The 19659-nt window shown below is 40.0% G+C and carries 16 protein-coding genes; 7 read left to right on the forward strand and 9 right to left on the reverse strand.

Features of this window, described 5'->3' with window-relative positions; all coding sequences use genetic code 11:
- Positions 1–105: 105 nt before the first annotated feature.
- From MHI32_RS24155 to MHI32_RS24165, 3 genes are all read left to right on the forward strand, one after another.
- Entirely contained in the window at positions 106–1041 is a 936-nt protein-coding gene (locus tag MHI32_RS24155) for an aldo/keto reductase (protein ID WP_076278866.1), read from the forward strand.
- Between the two features lie 520 nt (positions 1042–1561).
- A complete protein-coding gene (gene fabV / locus MHI32_RS24160; protein ID WP_340011102.1) occupies positions 1562–2752 on the forward strand; it encodes an enoyl-ACP reductase FabV in 1191 nt (396 codons plus the stop codon).
- Between the two features lie 162 nt (positions 2753–2914).
- Positions 2915–3835, forward strand: a complete 921-nt coding sequence (locus tag MHI32_RS24165) for an aldo/keto reductase (RefSeq protein ID WP_340011103.1) — start codon at positions 2915–2917, stop codon at positions 3833–3835.
- Between the two features lie 210 nt (positions 3836–4045).
- On the opposite strand, the gene MHI32_RS24170 is transcribed toward MHI32_RS24165, so the two are convergent.
- Positions 4046–4828, reverse strand: a complete 783-nt coding sequence (locus MHI32_RS24170; protein ID WP_340011104.1) for a hypothetical protein — start codon at positions 4826–4828, stop codon at positions 4046–4048.
- A complete protein-coding gene (locus tag MHI32_RS24175; RefSeq protein ID WP_340011105.1) occupies positions 4825–5766 on the reverse strand; it encodes an ABC transporter ATP-binding protein in 942 nt (313 codons plus the stop codon). Before MHI32_RS24175 ends, MHI32_RS24170 begins: the two co-directional genes overlap by 4 nt.
- A gap of 156 nt (positions 5767–5922) precedes the next feature.
- Here MHI32_RS24175 and MHI32_RS24180 point away from each other — a divergent pair, with 156 nt between their 5' ends.
- The 3 genes from MHI32_RS24180 (at position 5923) to MHI32_RS24190 (ending at position 9135) form a co-directional block, all read left to right on the forward strand.
- Positions 5923–6660, forward strand: coding sequence for a LytTR family DNA-binding domain-containing protein (locus MHI32_RS24180; RefSeq protein WP_076307310.1), 738 nt, complete (start codon positions 5923–5925; stop codon positions 6658–6660).
- Complete coding sequence (locus tag MHI32_RS24185; protein WP_340011107.1) at positions 6653–7942, forward strand: GHKL domain-containing protein; 1290 nt, start codon at positions 6653–6655, stop codon at positions 7940–7942. Before MHI32_RS24180 ends, MHI32_RS24185 begins: the two co-directional genes overlap by 8 nt.
- A gap of 563 nt (positions 7943–8505) precedes the next feature.
- Positions 8506–9135 carry a glycoside hydrolase domain-containing protein gene (locus tag MHI32_RS24190; protein ID WP_339244585.1) on the forward strand — a complete coding sequence of 210 codons (630 nt, stop codon included), beginning with the start codon at positions 8506–8508 and terminating at the stop codon, positions 9133–9135.
- Between the two features lie 364 nt (positions 9136–9499).
- On the opposite strand, the gene MHI32_RS24195 is transcribed toward MHI32_RS24190, so the two are convergent.
- The 5 genes from MHI32_RS24195 to MHI32_RS24215 form a co-directional block, all read right to left on the reverse strand.
- Positions 9500–11317: a M56 family metallopeptidase gene (locus tag MHI32_RS24195; RefSeq protein WP_076308782.1), complete on the reverse strand. Its 1818-nt coding sequence runs from the start codon at positions 11315–11317 to the stop codon at positions 9500–9502.
- Positions 11318–11319: 2 nt separating this feature from the next.
- Positions 11320–11709 carry a BlaI/MecI/CopY family transcriptional regulator gene (locus tag MHI32_RS24200; RefSeq protein WP_076308781.1) on the reverse strand — a complete coding sequence of 130 codons (390 nt, stop codon included), beginning with the start codon at positions 11707–11709 and terminating at the stop codon, positions 11320–11322.
- A gap of 342 nt (positions 11710–12051) precedes the next feature.
- Complete coding sequence (locus MHI32_RS24205; RefSeq protein WP_076278873.1) at positions 12052–13059, reverse strand: iron ABC transporter permease; 1008 nt, start codon at positions 13057–13059, stop codon at positions 12052–12054.
- Positions 13056–14105, reverse strand: a complete 1050-nt coding sequence (locus tag MHI32_RS24210; protein WP_080742574.1) for an iron ABC transporter permease — start codon at positions 14103–14105, stop codon at positions 13056–13058. The genes MHI32_RS24205 and MHI32_RS24210 overlap by 4 nt, the downstream gene beginning before the upstream one ends.
- On the reverse strand, positions 14092–16077 hold the full coding sequence (locus MHI32_RS24215) for an AraC family transcriptional regulator (RefSeq protein ID WP_340011109.1): 1986 nt from the start codon (positions 16075–16077) through the stop codon (positions 14092–14094). Before MHI32_RS24215 ends, MHI32_RS24210 begins: the two co-directional genes overlap by 14 nt.
- Before the next feature lie 726 nt (positions 16078–16803).
- Between MHI32_RS24215 and MHI32_RS24220 the strand changes: the two genes are divergently transcribed.
- Positions 16804–17073: an AAA family ATPase gene (locus MHI32_RS24220; protein WP_254849021.1), complete on the forward strand. Its 270-nt coding sequence runs from the start codon at positions 16804–16806 to the stop codon at positions 17071–17073.
- Between the two features lie 207 nt (positions 17074–17280).
- Here the strand turns inward: MHI32_RS24220 and MHI32_RS24225 are convergent, their stop codons facing one another.
- Together MHI32_RS24225 and MHI32_RS24230 are read right to left on the reverse strand one after the other, a co-directional pair.
- A complete protein-coding gene (locus tag MHI32_RS24225; RefSeq protein ID WP_339244600.1) occupies positions 17281–18438 on the reverse strand; it encodes a hypothetical protein in 1158 nt (385 codons plus the stop codon).
- 71 nt (positions 18439–18509) lie between these two features.
- Complete coding sequence (locus tag MHI32_RS24230; protein ID WP_076220373.1) at positions 18510–19655, reverse strand: hypothetical protein; 1146 nt, start codon at positions 19653–19655, stop codon at positions 18510–18512.
- Between the last annotated feature and the right edge of the window lie 4 nt (positions 19656–19659).

Consider the following 19659-nt stretch of genomic DNA (forward strand, 5'->3'; position numbering starts at 1 on the left):
TTAAATATTCATGTATAAAGCTGGAAGGCAAAATTTGTCCTGACCCGAGTTATTCTCTATACTTAATATAGTACGTATTATATTTTAAGGAGCTGACTATTGATTATGGCTAATAAAATAACTTTAGGAAAAACCAATCTGCAGGTTCTCCCGCTGGGTCTGGGTGCCAATGCTGTTGGCGGGCATAATTTATTTCCGGGTTTAAATGATGAAACCGGCAGAAATATTGTGCGCAGCGCTCTGGATCATGGGATTAATTTTATTGATTCCGCCTTTATTTATGGACCAGGAAGATCCGAGGAACTGATTGGCGAAGTGCTGAAGGAAAGAGGCGGCCGCGACAATGTGGTCATTGCTACTAAAGGCGCTCACGTGATTACCGGTGACAAGATTACACTCGACAACTCTCCAGCTTTTCTAAGACAGTCTGTAGAAGACAGCTTGAAACGCCTCCAGACCGATTATATTGATCTTTACTATATTCATTTCCCTGATGAAAGCACACCTAAGGACGAAGCTGTAGGTGAACTTAAGAAGCTGAAAGATGAAGGGAAGATTAGAGCCATCGGGGTGTCTAACTTCTCCATTGATCAGCTGAAAGAAGCCAACAAAGATGGTCATGTGGATGTTCTTCAATCCCACTACAATCTGCTGCATCGTGATGCGGAACAAGATTTGCTGCCTTATACGCAGGAGCATGGCATTTCTTTCGTGCCCTATTTCCCACTTGCGTCGGGCCTGCTGGGCGGCAAATATAAGCAAGGCGATACATTCAGCGACATTAGAAAAAATGACCCGCTATTTCAAGGGGAGACCTTTGCCAAGAATCTGGAGAAGGTGGACAAGGTTCGTCAGATTGCCAATGCTAAAGGTGTCGAAGTCGCACATGTCGTACTTGCCTGGTATTTGACCGTACCTTCCATCGATGCGCTTATTCCGGGCGCCAAACGTCCTGAGCAGATCGTTTCCAACTTAGAGACGCTGAAGGTGCGGCTGACACCAGAAGAGATCAAAACTATAGATTCCATATTTAAGGCGTAATCTAGCCTCATTAGATTAAGGGGTTGTCCCATGGCCACGAAATGGCTGCTGGGGCAGCCCCTTTTGTGCTTGGGTTCATCGGATGATTCGGGTTAGATAGTTCGATTGCCACGATTCGTAAGATTCGTCATTCGTTCGTTTTATTTCCTTCGTACGTTCGGTCGACCTATCACAGCTCCCCGCACAATGCCCCTATCGGACACAGTTGACCCTTAACGCAGCATTATTGCACATTTGGAATTCCAACGGACCTCATAGCCTCTATTGGCACAAAATACACCTAATATGAACCTTTTTCTAAGCAATAACGTCTCTGGGGTCCGAAACCCTGCTGAAAAGGCGATAAATTTGCATATAACGTCATCTGGGTCCGTAAGCGGCAGCGGATGGCAGTCGATCGTAGTGGAGAGCAGTCATTCTTCTCCAATATCCTAAATTCTTTGTATTAGTAAATATTGTTTGCTATACTTTCTCTGAAGTAACATTGGACTTTAATTTTTATAAAAAGGGGAATTCCTTGATGATTATTCAACCTAAAACTCGCGGATTTATATGTACAACAGCCCATCCAGAGGGATGCGCCAAACAAATACAACAACAAATTGAATATGTAAAAGCACAAAAGAAAATTGAGGGACCTGCTAATGTACTAGTCATTGGCGCTTCTACCGGATACGGACTAGCTTCCAGAATTTCAGCCGCTTTCGGTGCTGGCGCCAACACTATTGGTGTTTTCTTTGATAAAGCTGCTGAAGGTCAACGTACAGCTTCTGCTGGCTGGTACAACTCCGCAGCTTTTGAACAACAAGCAGCGCAGCTTGGACTTAAATCTCACAGCATAGTTGGCGATGCCTTCTCCGATGCTATCAAAGAGAAGACCATTGAATTGATTAAAGCTGAATATGGCACAGTTGATTTAGTTGTCTATAGTGTCGCTTCACCACGCCGCACTCATCCGGTAACAGGAGAAACCTTCTCCTCCGTCATTAAACCGGTGGGAACCGCTTATTCAAACAAAACCTTGAACTTCCACACAGGTGAAGTTTCCATGACCACTATTGAGCCTGCTTCAGAAGAGGAAGTACGTCAGACCATCGCAGTTATGGGCGGCGAAGATTGGAGAATGTGGATCGATCAGCTTCAAGCAGCTGGCGTGCTTGCCGAGGGAGCTACAACCGTTGCTTACTCCTACATCGGGCCTGAAATCACTCACCCTATCTATCGCGACGGAACGATTGGTCAAGCCAAACATGATCTGGAACAAACAGCGGTCCAACTGAATGATCGCCTGTCCACTCAAGGTGGACGTGCTTTTGTTTCCGTGAACAAAGCTCTGGTAACCCAATCCAGCTCCGCGATTCCTGTAGTCCCTCTTTATATTTCTGCATTGTATGAAGTAATGAAGGAAAAAGGGCTGCACGAGAACTGTATTGAACAAATGTACCGTTTATTCTCTGAGCATCTTTACAGTGGGGGCGAAGCTACTGCTGACGGAGGCTGCTTGATCCGAATTGATGACTGGGAAATGCGTGAGGATGTTCAGACTGAGGTTATGAAACGTTGGGACGAGCTGACAACCGACAATGCAGGTGAGCTTGCTGATCTTGAAGGCTACCGCCAAGATTTCTTTAACCTGTTTGGTTTTAGAACAGAGGGTGTAGACTACGAAGCTGACATTGATCCTAATGTCGACATTCCAAATATGTATTAATAACTGATTTATAGACAAATGAGGTTATCTCTGAAGTAGTGAATTCTACTGATGAGATAACCTCTTTCTCTTTTAGATAGACATTGGCTTACCTCCCCTCTTTATGATATGGTTTGATTGAATACTGCATGTTCTACTAACATTCGAAGGAGTGAGTCACTTTTGGTTAAAAAAATTAGTGTAGCAAACGGCGCACTTGAGGTGTCACAAATTTCGCTTGGCTGTATGCGGATTGCTGATTTATCTGCAAAAGAAGCAGATACACATGTACATAGTGCCCTCGAGCTCGGAATAGACTTTTTTGACCACGCCGACATCTACGCAGCTGGCAAAGCCGAGGAAGTATTCGCAGGTGTACTGGAGAACAATCCGGGTATGCGTGATAAAATGATGATCCAAACCAAATGCGGAATCCGCAACGGTTTTTTTGATTTCTCCAAGGAACATATCCTGCAATCCGTGGAAGGCAGCCTTAAGCGCTTGAAAACAGACTATATCGACGTCCTACTGCTTCACCGTCCTGATACGCTATTCGAGCCAGAAGAAGTCGCTGAGGCTTTTGATATTCTGGAAAGCAAAGGTATGGTCAAACACTTTGGTGTCAGCAATCAGAACCCGTTGCAAATCGAGCTGCTTAAAAAAAGTGTAAAGCAACCGCTGCTGTTCAACCAGCTGCAATTGAGCATTATGGTCACTGGCATGATTGATACAGGTTTCAATGTGAATATGACTAACTCCGGTTCAGTTGTTCATGATGGCGGGATTTTGGAGTACAGTCGCCTGCATGACATGACCATTCAGCCTTGGTCGCCTTTCCAATATTGCTTCTTTGAAGGCGTATTCTTAGATAACGATAAGTTCCCTGAATTGAACGAGGTCATTAACCGCTTAGCAGCTGAAAAAGACGTAACCAATACAGCGATTGCCATCGCATGGATTCTCAGACATCCGGCAAATATGCAGCCTGTCGTTGGCACAACTAATACGCAGCGCTTGCGTGATATTGCCAAAGCTTCCGATATTACTCTCACTCGGCAAGAATGGTATGAAATCTACCGTGCTGCCGGCAATGTCCTTCCATAAACACCTAAAGCCACGAGGTACGTTATTAACGTACGCCGTGGCTTTTTTACCAGAGAGCGATTCAATCCTCACGTTCTAGTAAAACTAGATAGACAGCGTCAAGATATTCGTATACTCACAAAAAGAACACAAAAAATAATAACTACTACCGAAATACTTAAGATCATAGTGAATCTTTTGTTATCCTTTTTCATAATCCATCCTTCCTTCCTATAGATGCACATCTCTCTTTTCAAAAGAAATTAAAGCAACGCTCAAGCAAACTCCTATGATTACAACAGGGATTAGGATCATACGAACACCCTCGTTTAGGGTATATATTTCATGTGAATTTACAGCAGAGAATTTAAAAATTTGCGTCGTTAGCGTATTTTCAGAAATCACTCTCAGATATACATACGAAGAGTCTTTCAGATAACCACTGAGCAGAAAATCGCCAAATACAAAAACAAACGTGGCAATAACAGCGGTAGCCGATTTTTTCATCAATACTCCTAACAACAGCACGACAGCGGAATAAGCTGCGAGATACAAAATATTGAATCCAATAGCCCCCATAGCAACGATAAACTTCCCCTCTAAGCTTTCATTTCCGATATGGGAACCCGTAACAAGCGCTGCCAGCATATACAATACATAAAAAAGACCAAAAAATTGAATTACCCACCATAATACAACTTTTAATTCGGTCAGATATTTTCCCAGTAAATATAATGACCTGCTCTGACCCGAAGCGATAATGATTTGAACCGACCCATACTCAAATCCCTCGGTAGCAAAAAAACAAACGTAAATCGGGATGATAAAATACAGAAAAAAAGATAACTGAATGCTAGTGATTAAAGGCTCTAAAGGACTGTCTATATCAAATCCTACTTGTACCCCCATCCAAACCAGTAATAAGGCACTTCCAAACAGCAAAAGAAGACTTATCCCCTTGAACATGGGATCCTTGGTTACATAATAAGCTTCAGCCTTAAGAAAATTCCTCATTCGTTACCTCCAGCAATTAGATCCATATAATAGTTCTCAAGATTTGGTGCCGACAGGTTAATCCCTTCAATATGGATGCCCCGCTTTAGAAAAAAAGACATCAGCTCTTCCAGATTTGTACTCTCTTTAGGAATTTGAATTTCTCCAGCTTCGCTGATCGTAATGGTTTCTAGTTGGAGTTCACTTTTCAAAATCTGAAGTGTCGCTGCGGGATCAGCCGTTCGAATACAGATCTTTGTTTCCGCCGTATGTAAGAGTTCCTCCGCAGAAGCTTCTTTGATTAACCTTCCTTTATGAATAAAACCGTATTGGGTCGCAAGTAGCTGCAACTCACTTAAAATATGACTGGATATTAGTATAGTCACTCCTTGCTCTTTGGATAGCTTCTCCAGGATCTTTCGCACTTCTACAATGCCTGACGGATCAAGACCATTAATAGGCTCGTCCAATACCAGAAATTTGGGATCGTTAAGTAGAGCAATAGCCAGACCTAAACGTTGTTTCATCCCAAGGGAGTATTCTGAGGTTAGCTTAGAACCGGCATCTGCCAGAGAAACTGCCTGCAATACTTCCGCAATTCTGCTCTTATCCTTAATCCCAAACGCACGGCAATAAAACGTAAGATTTTGCTTCGCATTTAGATTAGGATAAAGCGCTGGCCTTTCAATTAGAAATCCAACCTTTCGCCTCGCCTCGTGAACAGCTTTTGTGTCCTTTTTTTCAAAAAGAGAGATTTCGCCATGTGTCGGATGTACCAATCCGCCTATTATTTTCATTAATGTAGTTTTACCTGCCCCATTTTCGCCAACAAACCCATAAATATCTCCTACCCCAATCGTCATATAGACATCCTGAAGCGCAAAAGACTCTCCGTATTGTTTGCTTAAACCTCTGGCCTCAAAGATCGTTTGAGTCAAATCAAACACTCCTCTTCTCACTTTTCCACATCCTAACATGTTGTCATGGACACTACATTCAAACTGTAATAATCAAGTTAGTTAATGTAATTATTAAGAAGGATTTGTATAATGTGACTTATATGGTCGACAAATTCCCGGATATTTTGGACAATTCTTGTCGAAAGGAATGATAAAGTGATACGTATTGCTGTCTGTGATGATGACTTTCCCACTACTGAATTAATAGAGAGACTTATTCTGGAGACTCAAAGGAATTTCACAAGGAAAATAGAGGTGTCGATCTTTTATTCCGGAGAAAGCTTCACTAAGACCATTCAAGAGGCCTGCGCGTTTGATATTATTTTTATGGACATTGAAATGGCGGATATGGATGGAATAAAAGCTGGGTATGTACTGCGGGGAAATGATGAAAATGATCTAGTGCAGCTTATCTATGTCTCTAGTCATGATGAATATCATCTGCAACTCTTCGATGTTCAGCCCTCGGGATTTATAAAGAAACCTATCGATTCAGAGATATTTAAGCAAAAACTGATTTCTACGATTGAAAAAGTAATTCGCAAGCTGCAGCAAGGCAAAAAAAACTTCTTATCACTACAGCAAAAAGGAAAAGAAATTCTAATCCCCTATCGAAATATCATCTATCTGGAAAGCAACCGGCGGAGAATTATTCTTTATTCCTGCAACGATCAACTCGACTACTACAGTACACTAAACGAGGAAGAGCAGAAGCTTCCTGTGAGCGATTTTGTCCGAATCCATCAATCCTACATCGTTAACTTTTACTTTATTAAAGAAATCAGTAACCAGGGAGTAATTCTCCTTAATGGCGAAGCCTTACCCATTAGTGCAAAATACAGTGCCGATTTTAAGAAAAAATATCTGAAATTCAGGGGGAGTCTTGTTGGATAATATCTTTCTGGAGGAGTTATTTTATCTAGTAACGCTTCCACTTTTACCTATCATCATTCATTACTTCTACAGCCATTGTTTCGTTAGCCGACTTACCACCAAAGCCAATCTTGTTATCGTGTACTCTCTATATTTCCTCTGTATTGTCTTTCTGCACTATAGCTCACTGCCAGGCTCAATCCTACTCACACTCAATATTGGCCTGATTGCTCTCTTATCTTTTTTTTACAATGGAAATATCAAATGGCGGATCGTTGCCGCTCTTTTTCTGGTTGCGCTTATTACGCTTAGTGAGTTATCACTACCCCTATTTTACTCGACAAAGGGATATATTCTGAACCAGTTTCTTTCCAAGCTGCTGATGTTTATATTAGCTTTTGTATCCGTGCGCGTAGCTAAAGCCTTTGGAAATGGCGGGTTATCTAAATGGTATTGGGTTCTATTATTTATTTGCCCTTCTATAAGCACACTAGGGATCTACAGCTTCGCATCCAGTCTTTATATGCAGTCCTTCCCTACCCTTGTTCCAATCCTATCCACAGGACTACTCATTATAAATTTATTGATATTTATCTTATGCGACCGTATGTTAGTTATCCAATCTGCACAGAACCAAAGTTACTTACTTGAGCAACAAAATGCTTACTATGTAAATCAATATCTTTTGACAAAAGAAATACAGGAAGAATCTTTTAAGTTCCAGCATGATATTAAAAATATTCTCATAGGTTTACGCGCAAAGGTACAATCCGGTGAAGATGCCAATCTGAATGAGTTGGACAACTTACTGGGGCAAATAGACAATCCAATAGGCGTCAGCAATAGCGGGAATACGATTATTGATTCCATTATCAACTACAAGCAGCAGGTCGCTGAGAAGCATCAGATCCCCTTCAAGTTAGACTTGAACATCCCTGTACAGCTGACGCTCGACACCACAGTTATCAGTGTGATTTTAGGAAATGCACTGGACAATGCCATTGAAGCTTGTTGCGATAAAAGAAATGAAGAGTGCTATATCACCATACATATGCATTATCTTAATGAAAGCTTGTTCATCCGGATTCAGAATCCTTATGTGAATGAAATTCATACGAATCGTTTTGGCGACATCTGCTCCACAAAAACTAATAAATCCGGTCATGGTATAGGCTTAAAAAGTATCCAGAAGGTCGTTGAGGATAGTAATGGTTTAGTAGATATTTCATATAACAATAATCTATTTCAAGTCGAAATTGTTCTTTTTATGGTCCCCTGTAAAAAAAGGAACAGCCTATCGTAAGTACAATAGGGTGTTCTTTTTTAGTTAACAGTGAGATAAATCGAACCTCCACAGTTTTCCTCTCGATTTTGAGTAAACATATTATTGTGAGGATACCGAAATATAAGTCTAAGAATAGAAATCTAAAAAGCCAAAAAAATTCTTGTACAATGAAGCTTTTTCGCGGCTTTTTCCGCATTCACAAAAAGTCATAAGGATACAAAACTCCCACAGTTGGACATTAGAAAGAGAACGAAATGCACTACGAGAAAACCAACTCTCCCCTAACAAACTTAAGCGAAATTTAATAAAAATCTCAATAAAAATGCAGATCTGTTCTTCTTTTTCTAGATTAGATTTATAAATATGCTAGTTACTCCTCAAACAATGAATCTAGCACGGTTGAACCTCATATCCAACTAACTAAAGTCAATTGCCTCTTTTATATCTACTAAATTATTCCCCCAAGAACTTGTGAACTATTTCTCATATACTATTTTAGGTTGGCGCCAATCTTTCTCATAGAGGTCTTATGAATGCAGTTTAAAGAAATCTATCTAATAATTTGAAAGAAGGAAACCACATTGGCACTGGGTTGTGATACTGCAACAAACGTTACTTCAGCAAGATTGATGACACTTCAAAATAATAACTTTACATTTGTTGGACGATACCTGAACCGTGTAGAAGGTTCTCATGACGGGCTTACAGATGCTGAGATTACACGAATTTCTAATGCTGGGCTGTTCATAGTATCCCTTTATGAAAACAAAGGTGGAACAACTGTCAGTTACTTTACGAATGCACAGGGTGTTAGTGATGCGAAAGATGCTGTAGAATTGGCAAATGACTTCGGACAAACGAATGCCACTCCGATTTATTTCGCCGTGGATCGCGATATGACCACTACTCAAATTACTGGAAATGTTGTGCCTTATTTCCAAGGGATAATGTCAGTTCTAAACAGCAGCACTCAAAATCCTAACGGTTATAAAGTGGGAATCTACGGTTCAAGAGCTGTTTGTGCCTACATCCGCGGCTCCTTCTCAGCTACGACACGTTATACTTTTATCGTCGATAATAGCTGGGCAGGGACTTTCAATGATTGGAACTTAACTCAATATAATTTTAACACCACGCTTGGCTCAGGCAACGGTCAGATTAAGATTGATTACGTAGAGTCATCTTCTCATGGAGGAGGGGGTTGGAAATAGTAACCTATTTTATTCAAATTGAGAAACAAATAGAAGGGATCCTTTAGCCTCCGAATTTTCTCACTGCTGCATGTACCGCTAGATACCTTATAATATCCTATAAGAAGTTGCATCTGTAACACAACATATTAATTCATTGGATTCATGTTATTTTTTAATCAATGAACGTTGCAAAATTGGATCCCTTACAATTCGCTAATACTCTTTTCGAATATTTCTCTCATAGGCTTCTATCCTTAGGCATACTTTAGGATAGAAGCCTTTTTGACTTTAGTTCGGGAATTAGTATTCATCGTATCTATTTTCCCATTATCTGAGATCCCATTGGACAATCAAAAAGCGGCCATTCCAATGGCCGCTTTTTTTAAGGATTTAGAAGCTTATCATAAGCTTCATCATAAACCCAAGTGATTCCTTCATCTTTACTGGTAAGATATATAGTTCCTGCCACACCGGTATCTTGATCAATTAACGAGATAGGGAACAGTCCTTCCTTTCTATTAAAGATAGGAGAAAGGGGATTTTTTTTATATTTATCAAACTTTTCTGGAAGCGATACAGCAAGCCTTTCCCAAGTTTGCCCCTGATCTTTGGTCCAATAAATTACAGGACCCTCATCCATATAATATCTGTACCCTAAAAACCCGATATCCGAACTAGAAAACCCCACGCCGGTCAAATGTTCCGAATATATATCATTTGGATTGCCTATCTCTTTCCACGTCTTACCTCCGTCAGAGGTTTGATATACGTAATTCAGCGCACTCCCAACTCCTTGTGAAGCACCACTGACCAGCCAACCATCATTTTTATTCGTGAAACCGATAAATTTTGTTTCATATCCCATTGCTCCAGGAATAGGATAGTCATTCCATGTCTGTCCCTTATCATTACTGATTAAAACATGCAGCGGCAATGATTTTCCATCTGCAAAACCATAAACAATAGCTGTTTTATCCTCGGATATAAAATAACCGGTGTTCTCTTGCCCCATTCCCAGAACCCCTCCGGTCGTATCCAATTTTAATGGCACATTTGCTTTAACATCTCCATTCCGATATGAAACAGAAACGTTCCCCTCTGCATCTATGGAGTACGAATTGCCAGCATCATTAACAACAACTTGCTCCCCATCAAAGCCAATGGAATAGATCGTGCCGGGTTTGATGAATTCGCTGCCTTTTATATTAGTGCACGCCGCCAACACGCTGATTACCCCGATCAAAAGCAGGACGGTATAAAATAGAGTGATGCCGTTTCGTTTTTTCTTCGTATTAAGAATAGATATAAATCGCTCTTTCATAGAAATTCCCCCTCCTGAAAAGTTAGTTGATAAAGCCAAAAAGCGGGGATCCGAATTCTGCATGACAGATAAGATAGCCTCACAATATTTTTTACGGTAAGATAAGCTTCGTGTACCCACTACCGTCTCATCACAGTAAATTTCAATTTCACGTCCTGCTTGGCGTACCATGAACCACACGAAAGGATTAAACCAATGAATTGCATGTACAATTAAGAGGAGTATCTTGTATATAATGTCATGTCTCTTATAATGAACTAACTCATGCTTGAAGATAAATTCAAGCTCTTCATCGTTATATTGATCATGCGGCAAGAAGAGAATCGGCTTGTAAAAACCAACTAACATTGGATTTGGAACCTTTTCACTAATTAAAACGGTGATGGATAATTTCATTTTCATTTCTTTATAAACTTGGTTTATTTTCAATACCATCTGGTCACTTAAAAGAGAATTACTCCAACGAAGAGACTGTTTTCTGAAAAAGTAGTAACTGGTAAAATGATAAAGCAAAAAAAGTACGAACCCGGAAAACCAGAGCCAAGTTAAGATGTCCATAAGAGATGGTATATGATTTAACGATGCGGCCTGCTGAACAGGATGAGAAATCCCTGACATATCAATTTGTATGCTGTTGGAAGGAATGTCTTGAAACACTGTACTTATCTTTGAGCTATCAGGAAGCGGAATCCGTACGACATTATTGGCAAACGAAATGTTAAACGGAAGTAGCAAGCGTATAGTCAAAATCATCCATATCCAATATTTCCATTTTGCCGAATAGTTTTTGCTTAACCATGGAGACAAGAACATTAAAACGAAAATCATTAGACTTGTCGTTACTGAAATTATTAAAAAATCCGAAAAAAGGCTGGTCATTATCAGGATTCCTCTCTTTCTACCCGGTCAAGCATTTCACGCAGTTCTGCAAGATCATTTCTATCGATAGCCTTGCCATTGTACAGCGACATCACCATATCTTGAATAGAATTACCGAATAGTTTTTCAAGAGTAGATTTTCCTTCACATTCCTTATAATCCGTTTCTGAGATGGCTGCACGATAACTATTGCTCCGTCCCTCCTTTTCACAATACAAAAATCCCTTATCAACGAGTCGCGAAAGCACCGTCATTAAAGTAGCCAAAGCCCAATTTCGTTTATTACGTAATTGATCCGATATGTAGGAAGAACTCACTGGATTCCCAGTTTTCCAAATGACAAGCATAATTTCTAACTCTGCATCAGGTAGCTTCTTAATTTCATTAATCATGAATCAACCTCCATATTATACAGTTGTATAACTGCTTTTATTATACAACTGTATAAATAAAATGCAAGTGATCTTTTCTTTTGTTTCTATAAATTAGAGACGTTGAAAAGTAGGAAAAGGTTTGCACCTTATAGTATCAATGCTAAATCATCGAATGCGAAGCTAACGGTATATACTAGAACTTTGGAAATAGGGTAATTCAGAAGTAGTAGTAGAGGAAAATCTAATGCTCCTATTAGAAATTCAATAAGCTCTGAAAATGAAAAAGGTCTATAAAATCGCTTATTAAGCAATCTTATAGACCTTTTTAGTATACGGTGAGAGGCTCGAACCTATCGATATTTATTTTGAACGCATTAATAGATATAGAAAATAAGGCACACTCAGCATTGTTACAATAATTCCTGCGGGAATATCTGACTTAAAGCTGACCGTTCGAGCAATCGTATCCGCTACAAGCAGCAATAGCGCACCAATAAGCGCTGAAGTAGGTAGAAGCACTTTGTAGTCGTGACCTACCAGCTTGCGAGCCACATGCGGACTAATCAATCCAATAAAGAAGATCGAGCCCCCGAGCGCTACACAGCCAGAAGCTATGCCTACAGCCGCAATCGCCAAGCGCAAAAATTTCTTCTTTACAGCGACTCCTAATCCTATCGAAATTTCGTTGCCTAGCACCAAGACGTTCAATGTCCTGAAATTAGAAAGAATATATGCGAATAGCAGCAATACCCAAGGTGCCAACAAGCTGATATAAGACCACTTGTCACCCCATAAATATCCTGCTTGCCAACGCTGCGCAAACTCATACTTCTGGTCATCAAGCTTTAAAGTCAGGAATAGCGATAGCGCACTAAACCCCATATTGATCGCAACACCAGTCAAGACAAGTCGTGTAGAAGAAATCATACGACGTTTTCTATAGGCTAGAACATAGATCAGAGCTGCTGCCAGCAGACCACCTAAGAATGCCATAGACGGCAGTAATAATGTTATAGCGGCGCCTTGAATGCTTACCGTTGAGATAATCAGCAACACCATAAGACCTGAACCTGAGCTAATACCAAGCATGCCGGGATCAGCCAGATCATTGCGCAGCAAAGCCTGCATAACTGCACCTGCCAGTGCCATCCCAAATCCAACAAGTATCGCTAATACGATCCGAGGAAGACGAAACTTATAAACAACGAGATTATGCTCCTCTGGACCTTGTCCAAGCAATACTTGAAATACTTCAAGTGGATTGAGGGACACCTTTCCCATATTAAGACTAAGAATAGCTCCTGCAATAAGCAGTATTAAAAGAGATAGAATCCATATTGTAGCCTTATGCGATTTAACAACTTTCATTTGAAGGCTCTCCTCTCTTTGCTCGCAATTAGCAAGAAGAAAGGAACACCAATCATTGCAAAAATAATGCCCAGTGCTGTCTCTGCCGGACGATTAATCAGCCTTCCTGCGATATCCGCTACAACCATAAGTGCGCCGCCGTAAATGGCTGATGCCGGAATAATATAACGATAATCTACACCTACAAAAAAACGCATAATATGCGGAATAATCAACCCTACAAAGCCGATTGGCCCTACAAGTGCAACAGCTACACCCGCTAGTAAAAGGACCGCAAGCGTAGCTATCATCTTAACGAGAACGATCCGTTGCCCGAAGCCTTTCGCAATCTCTTCCCCCAAGTTTAAAACAGTGATAGAGCGTGCAATGAATAGTGACAAAGCCAGTCCACCTAAGAACCAAGGTATAACTAGCCTAATTTCCACCCATGTTGCTCCAGCCACACTACCCGAAGTCCAATAAGCAAGGGCACGACCAATTCCATAGTTTAATGAGATAAATGACCCCACAGCTCCAAATAGCATTGTAATTGATATTCCAGCTAGCACCAGTCGTTGAGGTGTCATTCCTGAACGATTCAATGAAGCGGCAAGATACGTTAATCCTGCTCCAAGTCCTGCGCCAATAAAGCTAACCAGCAAGGTTGTTGTCTGCAGTTGTCCTGGAAGAAAAACCAGTGTAACGGCCATTGCAAGAGCTGCTCCTGCATTTACTCCCATTAATCCGGAATCTGCTAAGGGATTTCGCGTATAGCCCTGCATAACCGCTCCTGCTACCGCGAGACACATACCTGCAATAATATCAGCTGCTGTACGCGGAATACGAAGGGCATGAATAATCTGATGCTCGGTCAGTTCAGGATCAAAATTAAAAATCGCTGTCCATGCCATTTTCAGGCTCATGGAAGCAGAGCCAAATGAGATAGAAGCTGCTACTGAAAGTAGCAGCAGCAGTATCCCTAGGAGTAGAAACAGACCGAAATACGATTTCCCTCTTAAATCAGGGATAACGGTTGTTCTATCATCTAGCTTTCTATTTTTTTTCATACGCTGACACTAGCTTCTCAACTACAAAATCTAGCTGCTTATCAAGAGAGTAGATATCGGAATAATATGAAAAATCAAACCCAATTTCGATCAATCTACCTTCTTTAATTGCTGGAATGCTGTTCCAAATTGGATTGTCTGACAAATCATCAGCCCCATCCCATACAGAGCGGAACACGAAGTCTCCTATATACTCAGGTAACACCTCTAAGGAAACAAACCCTCCAGTAGCCTTCTCTCTGCCATCAATCTTTTTCTGAAGAATCTCTGGTGCTTTTAGCCCTAAATATTCATAAATGATCTGAGAGCCCCTTCCATAAAGCTTGCTATCGATCACCGCCATCTCTTTTTTGCCGCCTTCGATAATGGTTACTGTCTTATCCAAAATTCCAAGTTCATCAAGCTGCTGCTTGCTCTTCTCCAACTTCTCGTGGAAATTATCTAATAGAGCTTGTGCCTCCTGCTCCTTGCCAAATACCTCGCCAATCTTCATTACACGTTCATCCGTCGCCATTTTTTCATAAGGGATTGGAACGGTCGGTGCAATATCCTTAAGGATTTCGTAAGTTTCTTCAGAAGCAGCTATGATCAAGTCCGGCTTTACTGCCATAATAGCCTCTGGATTAGGCTCATACCATGAACCTAGATCTTCAATCCCCCCAAGCTCTTCTGCAAAGGCCGCTCCTTCAAAGACACTCGAAGTCCCTACTGGCTTAATGCCGAGGGCCACAAGATCCCCTTGAAGGTATAACACGACAACCCTCTTTGGATTAGCTGGAACAACAATATCTCCCTTTATTGTAGAGATAGTTCTTGTCTGAGCCTCCTTATTGGCATTGTCAGCTGGAGTTGAATTATTTGCTGGTGATGATGTAACTTCAGAAGCTTTGGATCCATTAGAATTTGTGGCATTAGAACCAACACTTGCAGATCCACATGCACTTAATAGCAAGGTAAAGCTAAGCAGCATCGCTACAATAAAACTTGACGTCTTTGTTAATCTCATAGGTGAAGACCCTCCGGTTATTTCATTATGGTAATAGTAATGATAATGATTATCATACTCAATAACATTATATCGGGAGGATATGTGCTCGCCAATGGAGAATTTGGCGGTGGTAAATGGACGATTGTCCGATGAGCTCACCTGCCTGCTTTCCTTGCGGAACCGGATGGGAGATTGACCATTGTATTTACTGAACATGCGACTGAAGTAATATACATCGTTATATCCAACTTCTTCTGCAATATCGCGAAGTGGAGCATCGGTACATCGTAATAGCTCTTCTGCATGTTTAAGCCGGAATCGTATCAAATATTCAATCAAGCTAAACCCTGTCTCCCCTTTAAAGCGGGTTGATAAATGACGAGGGCTATAATTAAATTGCTCCGCTATAGATTCTAGTGATAAATTATGACGATAATGCTCCTCAATATAACGGACAACCTGCCCAATGACATCCGGTTGCCTGAGGTTAATTCCATCCTTTGTAAACTGCTTTAATAATTCATGTATAAACTGATAGAACAAGCCTTTAACTTGAATTCTTTCCAATTGGCTTCCTTGTGCCCAAAGTTGTTCCATTGCCATTAGTTGATAGTGCAGTGGTAATGGCTCCAAAGACTCGAAGCTATACTGCATCCGAAATGGATTGCTGCGTTCTAAAAGTCTTGCTAAATCCTTTCTTCCTGGCAAGGAGGCTCTATAGAATAATAAATAGTACTCAAACAACTTCCCTGTCTCTATACTTAGTCTCATACCCTTACCACCATGTACAATAAAGTGACGGTCTGCCTCGTAATCTATGCCGTTGAGATTCAAGCTGGCCGTACCCCGCACACAGTAGATAAATCCACATGCTGGTAATACATAGCCTTGCAGCTTGTCCCCAGGCTTCATCACAGCATGTCGAATATCAAGTACTTTAACAGCGGCATAATTCCATGCGAAAATATGATCTTCCAGCCTCATCTTTGCAATACACTCCGATCTGCTCCACAATCTATTTGAATTAATTATATTTCACAATAAATGATAATGATTATCAATTAGTATTAGGTAGTTCCTCTATTTTGTCAATCGCTGTTTAGTATCATGATTGCTTATAGCTTTCGAAATGGAGCTTCCTCAGGAATGCCTCTATCTCATTCACATATCCGCTTACATTAATCTTCCTCAGTACCACTAAGTACAATTTCTTATTCACACTTGAAGGATGTATCAAAAGTTTTCCGGCACAGGCATGAACTGAATTGTAAAAAAACAAACAAAAAAGTTCATCAGATATAGTATCTAATGAACTTTGAGTTGATTTAGTTGGTACCGGTGAGAGGACTCGAACCTCCACGGATTCCCTCTCGATTTTGAGTCGCTCATGCTATCGGGAAGATAGCAGAAACTAAGTCAAAGAAAAGGAATCTAAAGCCCGCGAAAATCCTTGTAAGATCAAGTTTTTTTGCAGGTTCTTTCGTTAGATTTAAACGCCGCAAGGCTTCCGGGAATCTTCTCAAATAGTAGTCGCTTTTGCACAAATGAGAGAACTCGGAGAGAACTATAACAGATCAGCCCGCTCCCTATCATTGACAGATAATATCGAAGCTTTGGCTTCAGGGAGGGGAATTGATATGAGCAAAACAACAGTAAAACACTATCGCTAATCAAAAAGGCAGTACAGGTAAAACCACCACCGCTTATAACCTGGCTTACGCCTTATATAATGAAGGAAAAAAGATATTACTGATTGATTTTGATCCTCAAGGGAATCTAACGATGTACTTTGGTATCGAACAACCTGATAAACTCCCTTACTCTATGTTCAACATCAAGAACGCGATGATGACGGACGAACCGCTTCCATCGCCCGATGAGTGCATTCATTCTCAAGGTAACATTGACCTGATTCCTAGCAACACTTGGCTTACTCAATATCAATGCTTTGGTAGCACTCAACTGCTCAGATCATTGTGAAGGTAAAGAAGCGAATCAATCCACATATTCGCATTGAGGGCGACTTGATGACCAGGTGCTACACCCGTACCAATTTATATAATGAAACCATTCGTCTAGTGAAAGTGTGGTGTATCATAGAAGTCAGTCATCCGGCAAGTTTATTTTGATCAATGAAAATGGACTCTAGACTCCAAAGCGAGGAAAACTGTCGGCCTGTCTTTTACGTTATTCAAAAATAATTAAGTCATCTATCTCCCCTAACGCAAAATACAAGAATCCTTTGAATTTATCAATCGTAACATTCCGTAAAATATCAGCAAAATCTTCATAATCTTTTATTACTTGAAAATTATTAAAGTAAACTTTATTCAATATCTCTGCTTCGCATTCACTTCGACTTATTGGACTAAATCTATTACTGTATACATTTATCCTTAACTCCTCTTTTAACTCGTGGAAATTTACACTTTCAAGCATGAAATTTATTATCTGTTCCACATCTATGGTTATCTTATTTGGAGTCTCGTAAATATCATTGCTGCTCGTTAATTCAAATATATAGTAAATTCTAGTAGAGTCCTCATTACTAAAAAATATAATTTCAAATTTACAGTTATTTTTGACACCATAAGCTTTATCTAATAATTTGCAAATACTTATCAAGTACAATTCATTGAGAATCGTTTGTTCTTTGTTAAAAATCTTAGAAAAATAAGTACTAGAAAGTGCAACTTTTTTATCACTATTACAAAATAATTTAAATATTTGTACATCTATATTTAAATTAGATGCTATCCGTTCCAGTTCTTTGTCATGGAATTCTTGCTTTTCCACACAACCTTTTCGCTTTGTTTTTTGAGGCAAGTCAGAAATAACAAACTCATTTTTTTCATGATTAAAAATGAAATATCTTAAATTTCCTGCTACATAAATACTACTTAAAGTCTCAAATAATTGGTCAACGTTCAAACTTTTTACGTCCTCAAGTAGGCCTATTGGTCGAGAAACAATATCTTTATTTAAAAAATGAATCATTACATTGATCTTTGCCACCTCATTGTGTTTCGATAGTATTTCTTCCTCGACCTCTCTAATGGCCATTAACATTAAGTCATAATATTCATTTTTATTATCTAATATCCTCCTCACATAGTTTTCAAATTCAAAGATAAGGTTTAAACCTACTTGGTACTTCGCATTGCTCCAACTATATAAGCAATAGCAGTAACTTGTTTGTCCTCTCAAATTACTTTCTTTCTCTGTGAAAAAATCTTTGAGCATCGCCAGTATAACAAAGTGCTCTAGAACGTGAGCTAAACCGTTGTTGCTAATACCATCTTTTTCTGATCCAGCTTCGCATAAAATAAAAAATGAATACATCATCTACCTTCTTTCCGAACTTCACTTCATTTTTTTATCCTTGATGTGTTTTAACTTTATGCGTAATGCTCAATCTAAGAAGTAAACCTCATTTTATTAATCCATCTTGGCAAAAATAGTAGGAGTATAAATAAAACTGCAACAGTAATGGAAGGAACGGCAATAATTCTAGAAATACCTCCATAGGGTTCAAAACTTGTGTAATAGCTATTGAACTTGGCTATCTGCATGGGCAGAAAATTGCCCACATAATGTTTCAGAAAGAATACCTCGCTCATCTGAATGGCGTAAGATATGGCTATGGTGAATAGTAACAGGGCGTAGCCAGTATAAATCTGTGTGACTAATACGCTGATCAATAAAGTAATCCCTGTCATCAGTGAGATTGCCACATATCCAATAACCAGGTTGATTAAAAACTGCTCGAAATAATTCACCGCAACCATTGATAAAAAAAATTGTGGACTACTTTGTATAGGCAAATCCGCTCCTTGTAAACCGTACATAAAGAATATAGGCGTAATGTAAATCGCTACCGCCGTCAGATAAAGCAATAAAGAGAGCTGGAAGGCGTTGATAATCCGTATCCTACTCAGCTTACGTTTTCCAAACCTCGTGGATTTGACCAGTCCGTCCACGCCCAAGGTCTCGTCTTCATTAAAAATTGGGACCAGTAGAATGGAAATGAGAACCAGGACAATAAAAACACACTGGCTCATCCCTGAGTTAACGTTCTTCCATCCCTCGGCATAACCCATCCGGATAGGTTCGGAGAGAGAAGCCGCTGCAAAATTCCCGTTGCTGATTCCTTCCCTAGAACTCCCCGCTTCCTTCTGTGCACTTTTGATGATGTCTGCCCTGTCCTGATAAAATTGTTCTGCTGAGACATCCCGTATTCCAGTCCAGTTCCAGCCATACACTTGGATAATTATATCCAAGGCTGGCAAATCTGCAACATCCGCTTTATTCCTGTCTTCTGGTAGGCTAAGTTCTCTGTATTTTTCCAAAATTTTATTAATCTCAACTTCATCCAATACCTCCGGTTGATAGAAATACCGGTATTCCGTCCCATCTGTTACCTCATATCTTGCCTGATTTAAATAACCTGTTTTGATGGTGTCTAAGTTGTAAAAGGTAAGTATCAGAAACAATGCCAACAAAAAACCGAATATGTTTATGTTTAGGATTTTACTTCTGTTTACTTTTGATAAATAGCTCATGATT

This window comes from Paenibacillus sp. FSL H7-0690, assembly GCF_037980415.1.
Taxonomy (GTDB): Bacteria; Bacillota; Bacilli; order Paenibacillales; family Paenibacillaceae; genus Paenibacillus_AQ; species Paenibacillus_AQ odorifer.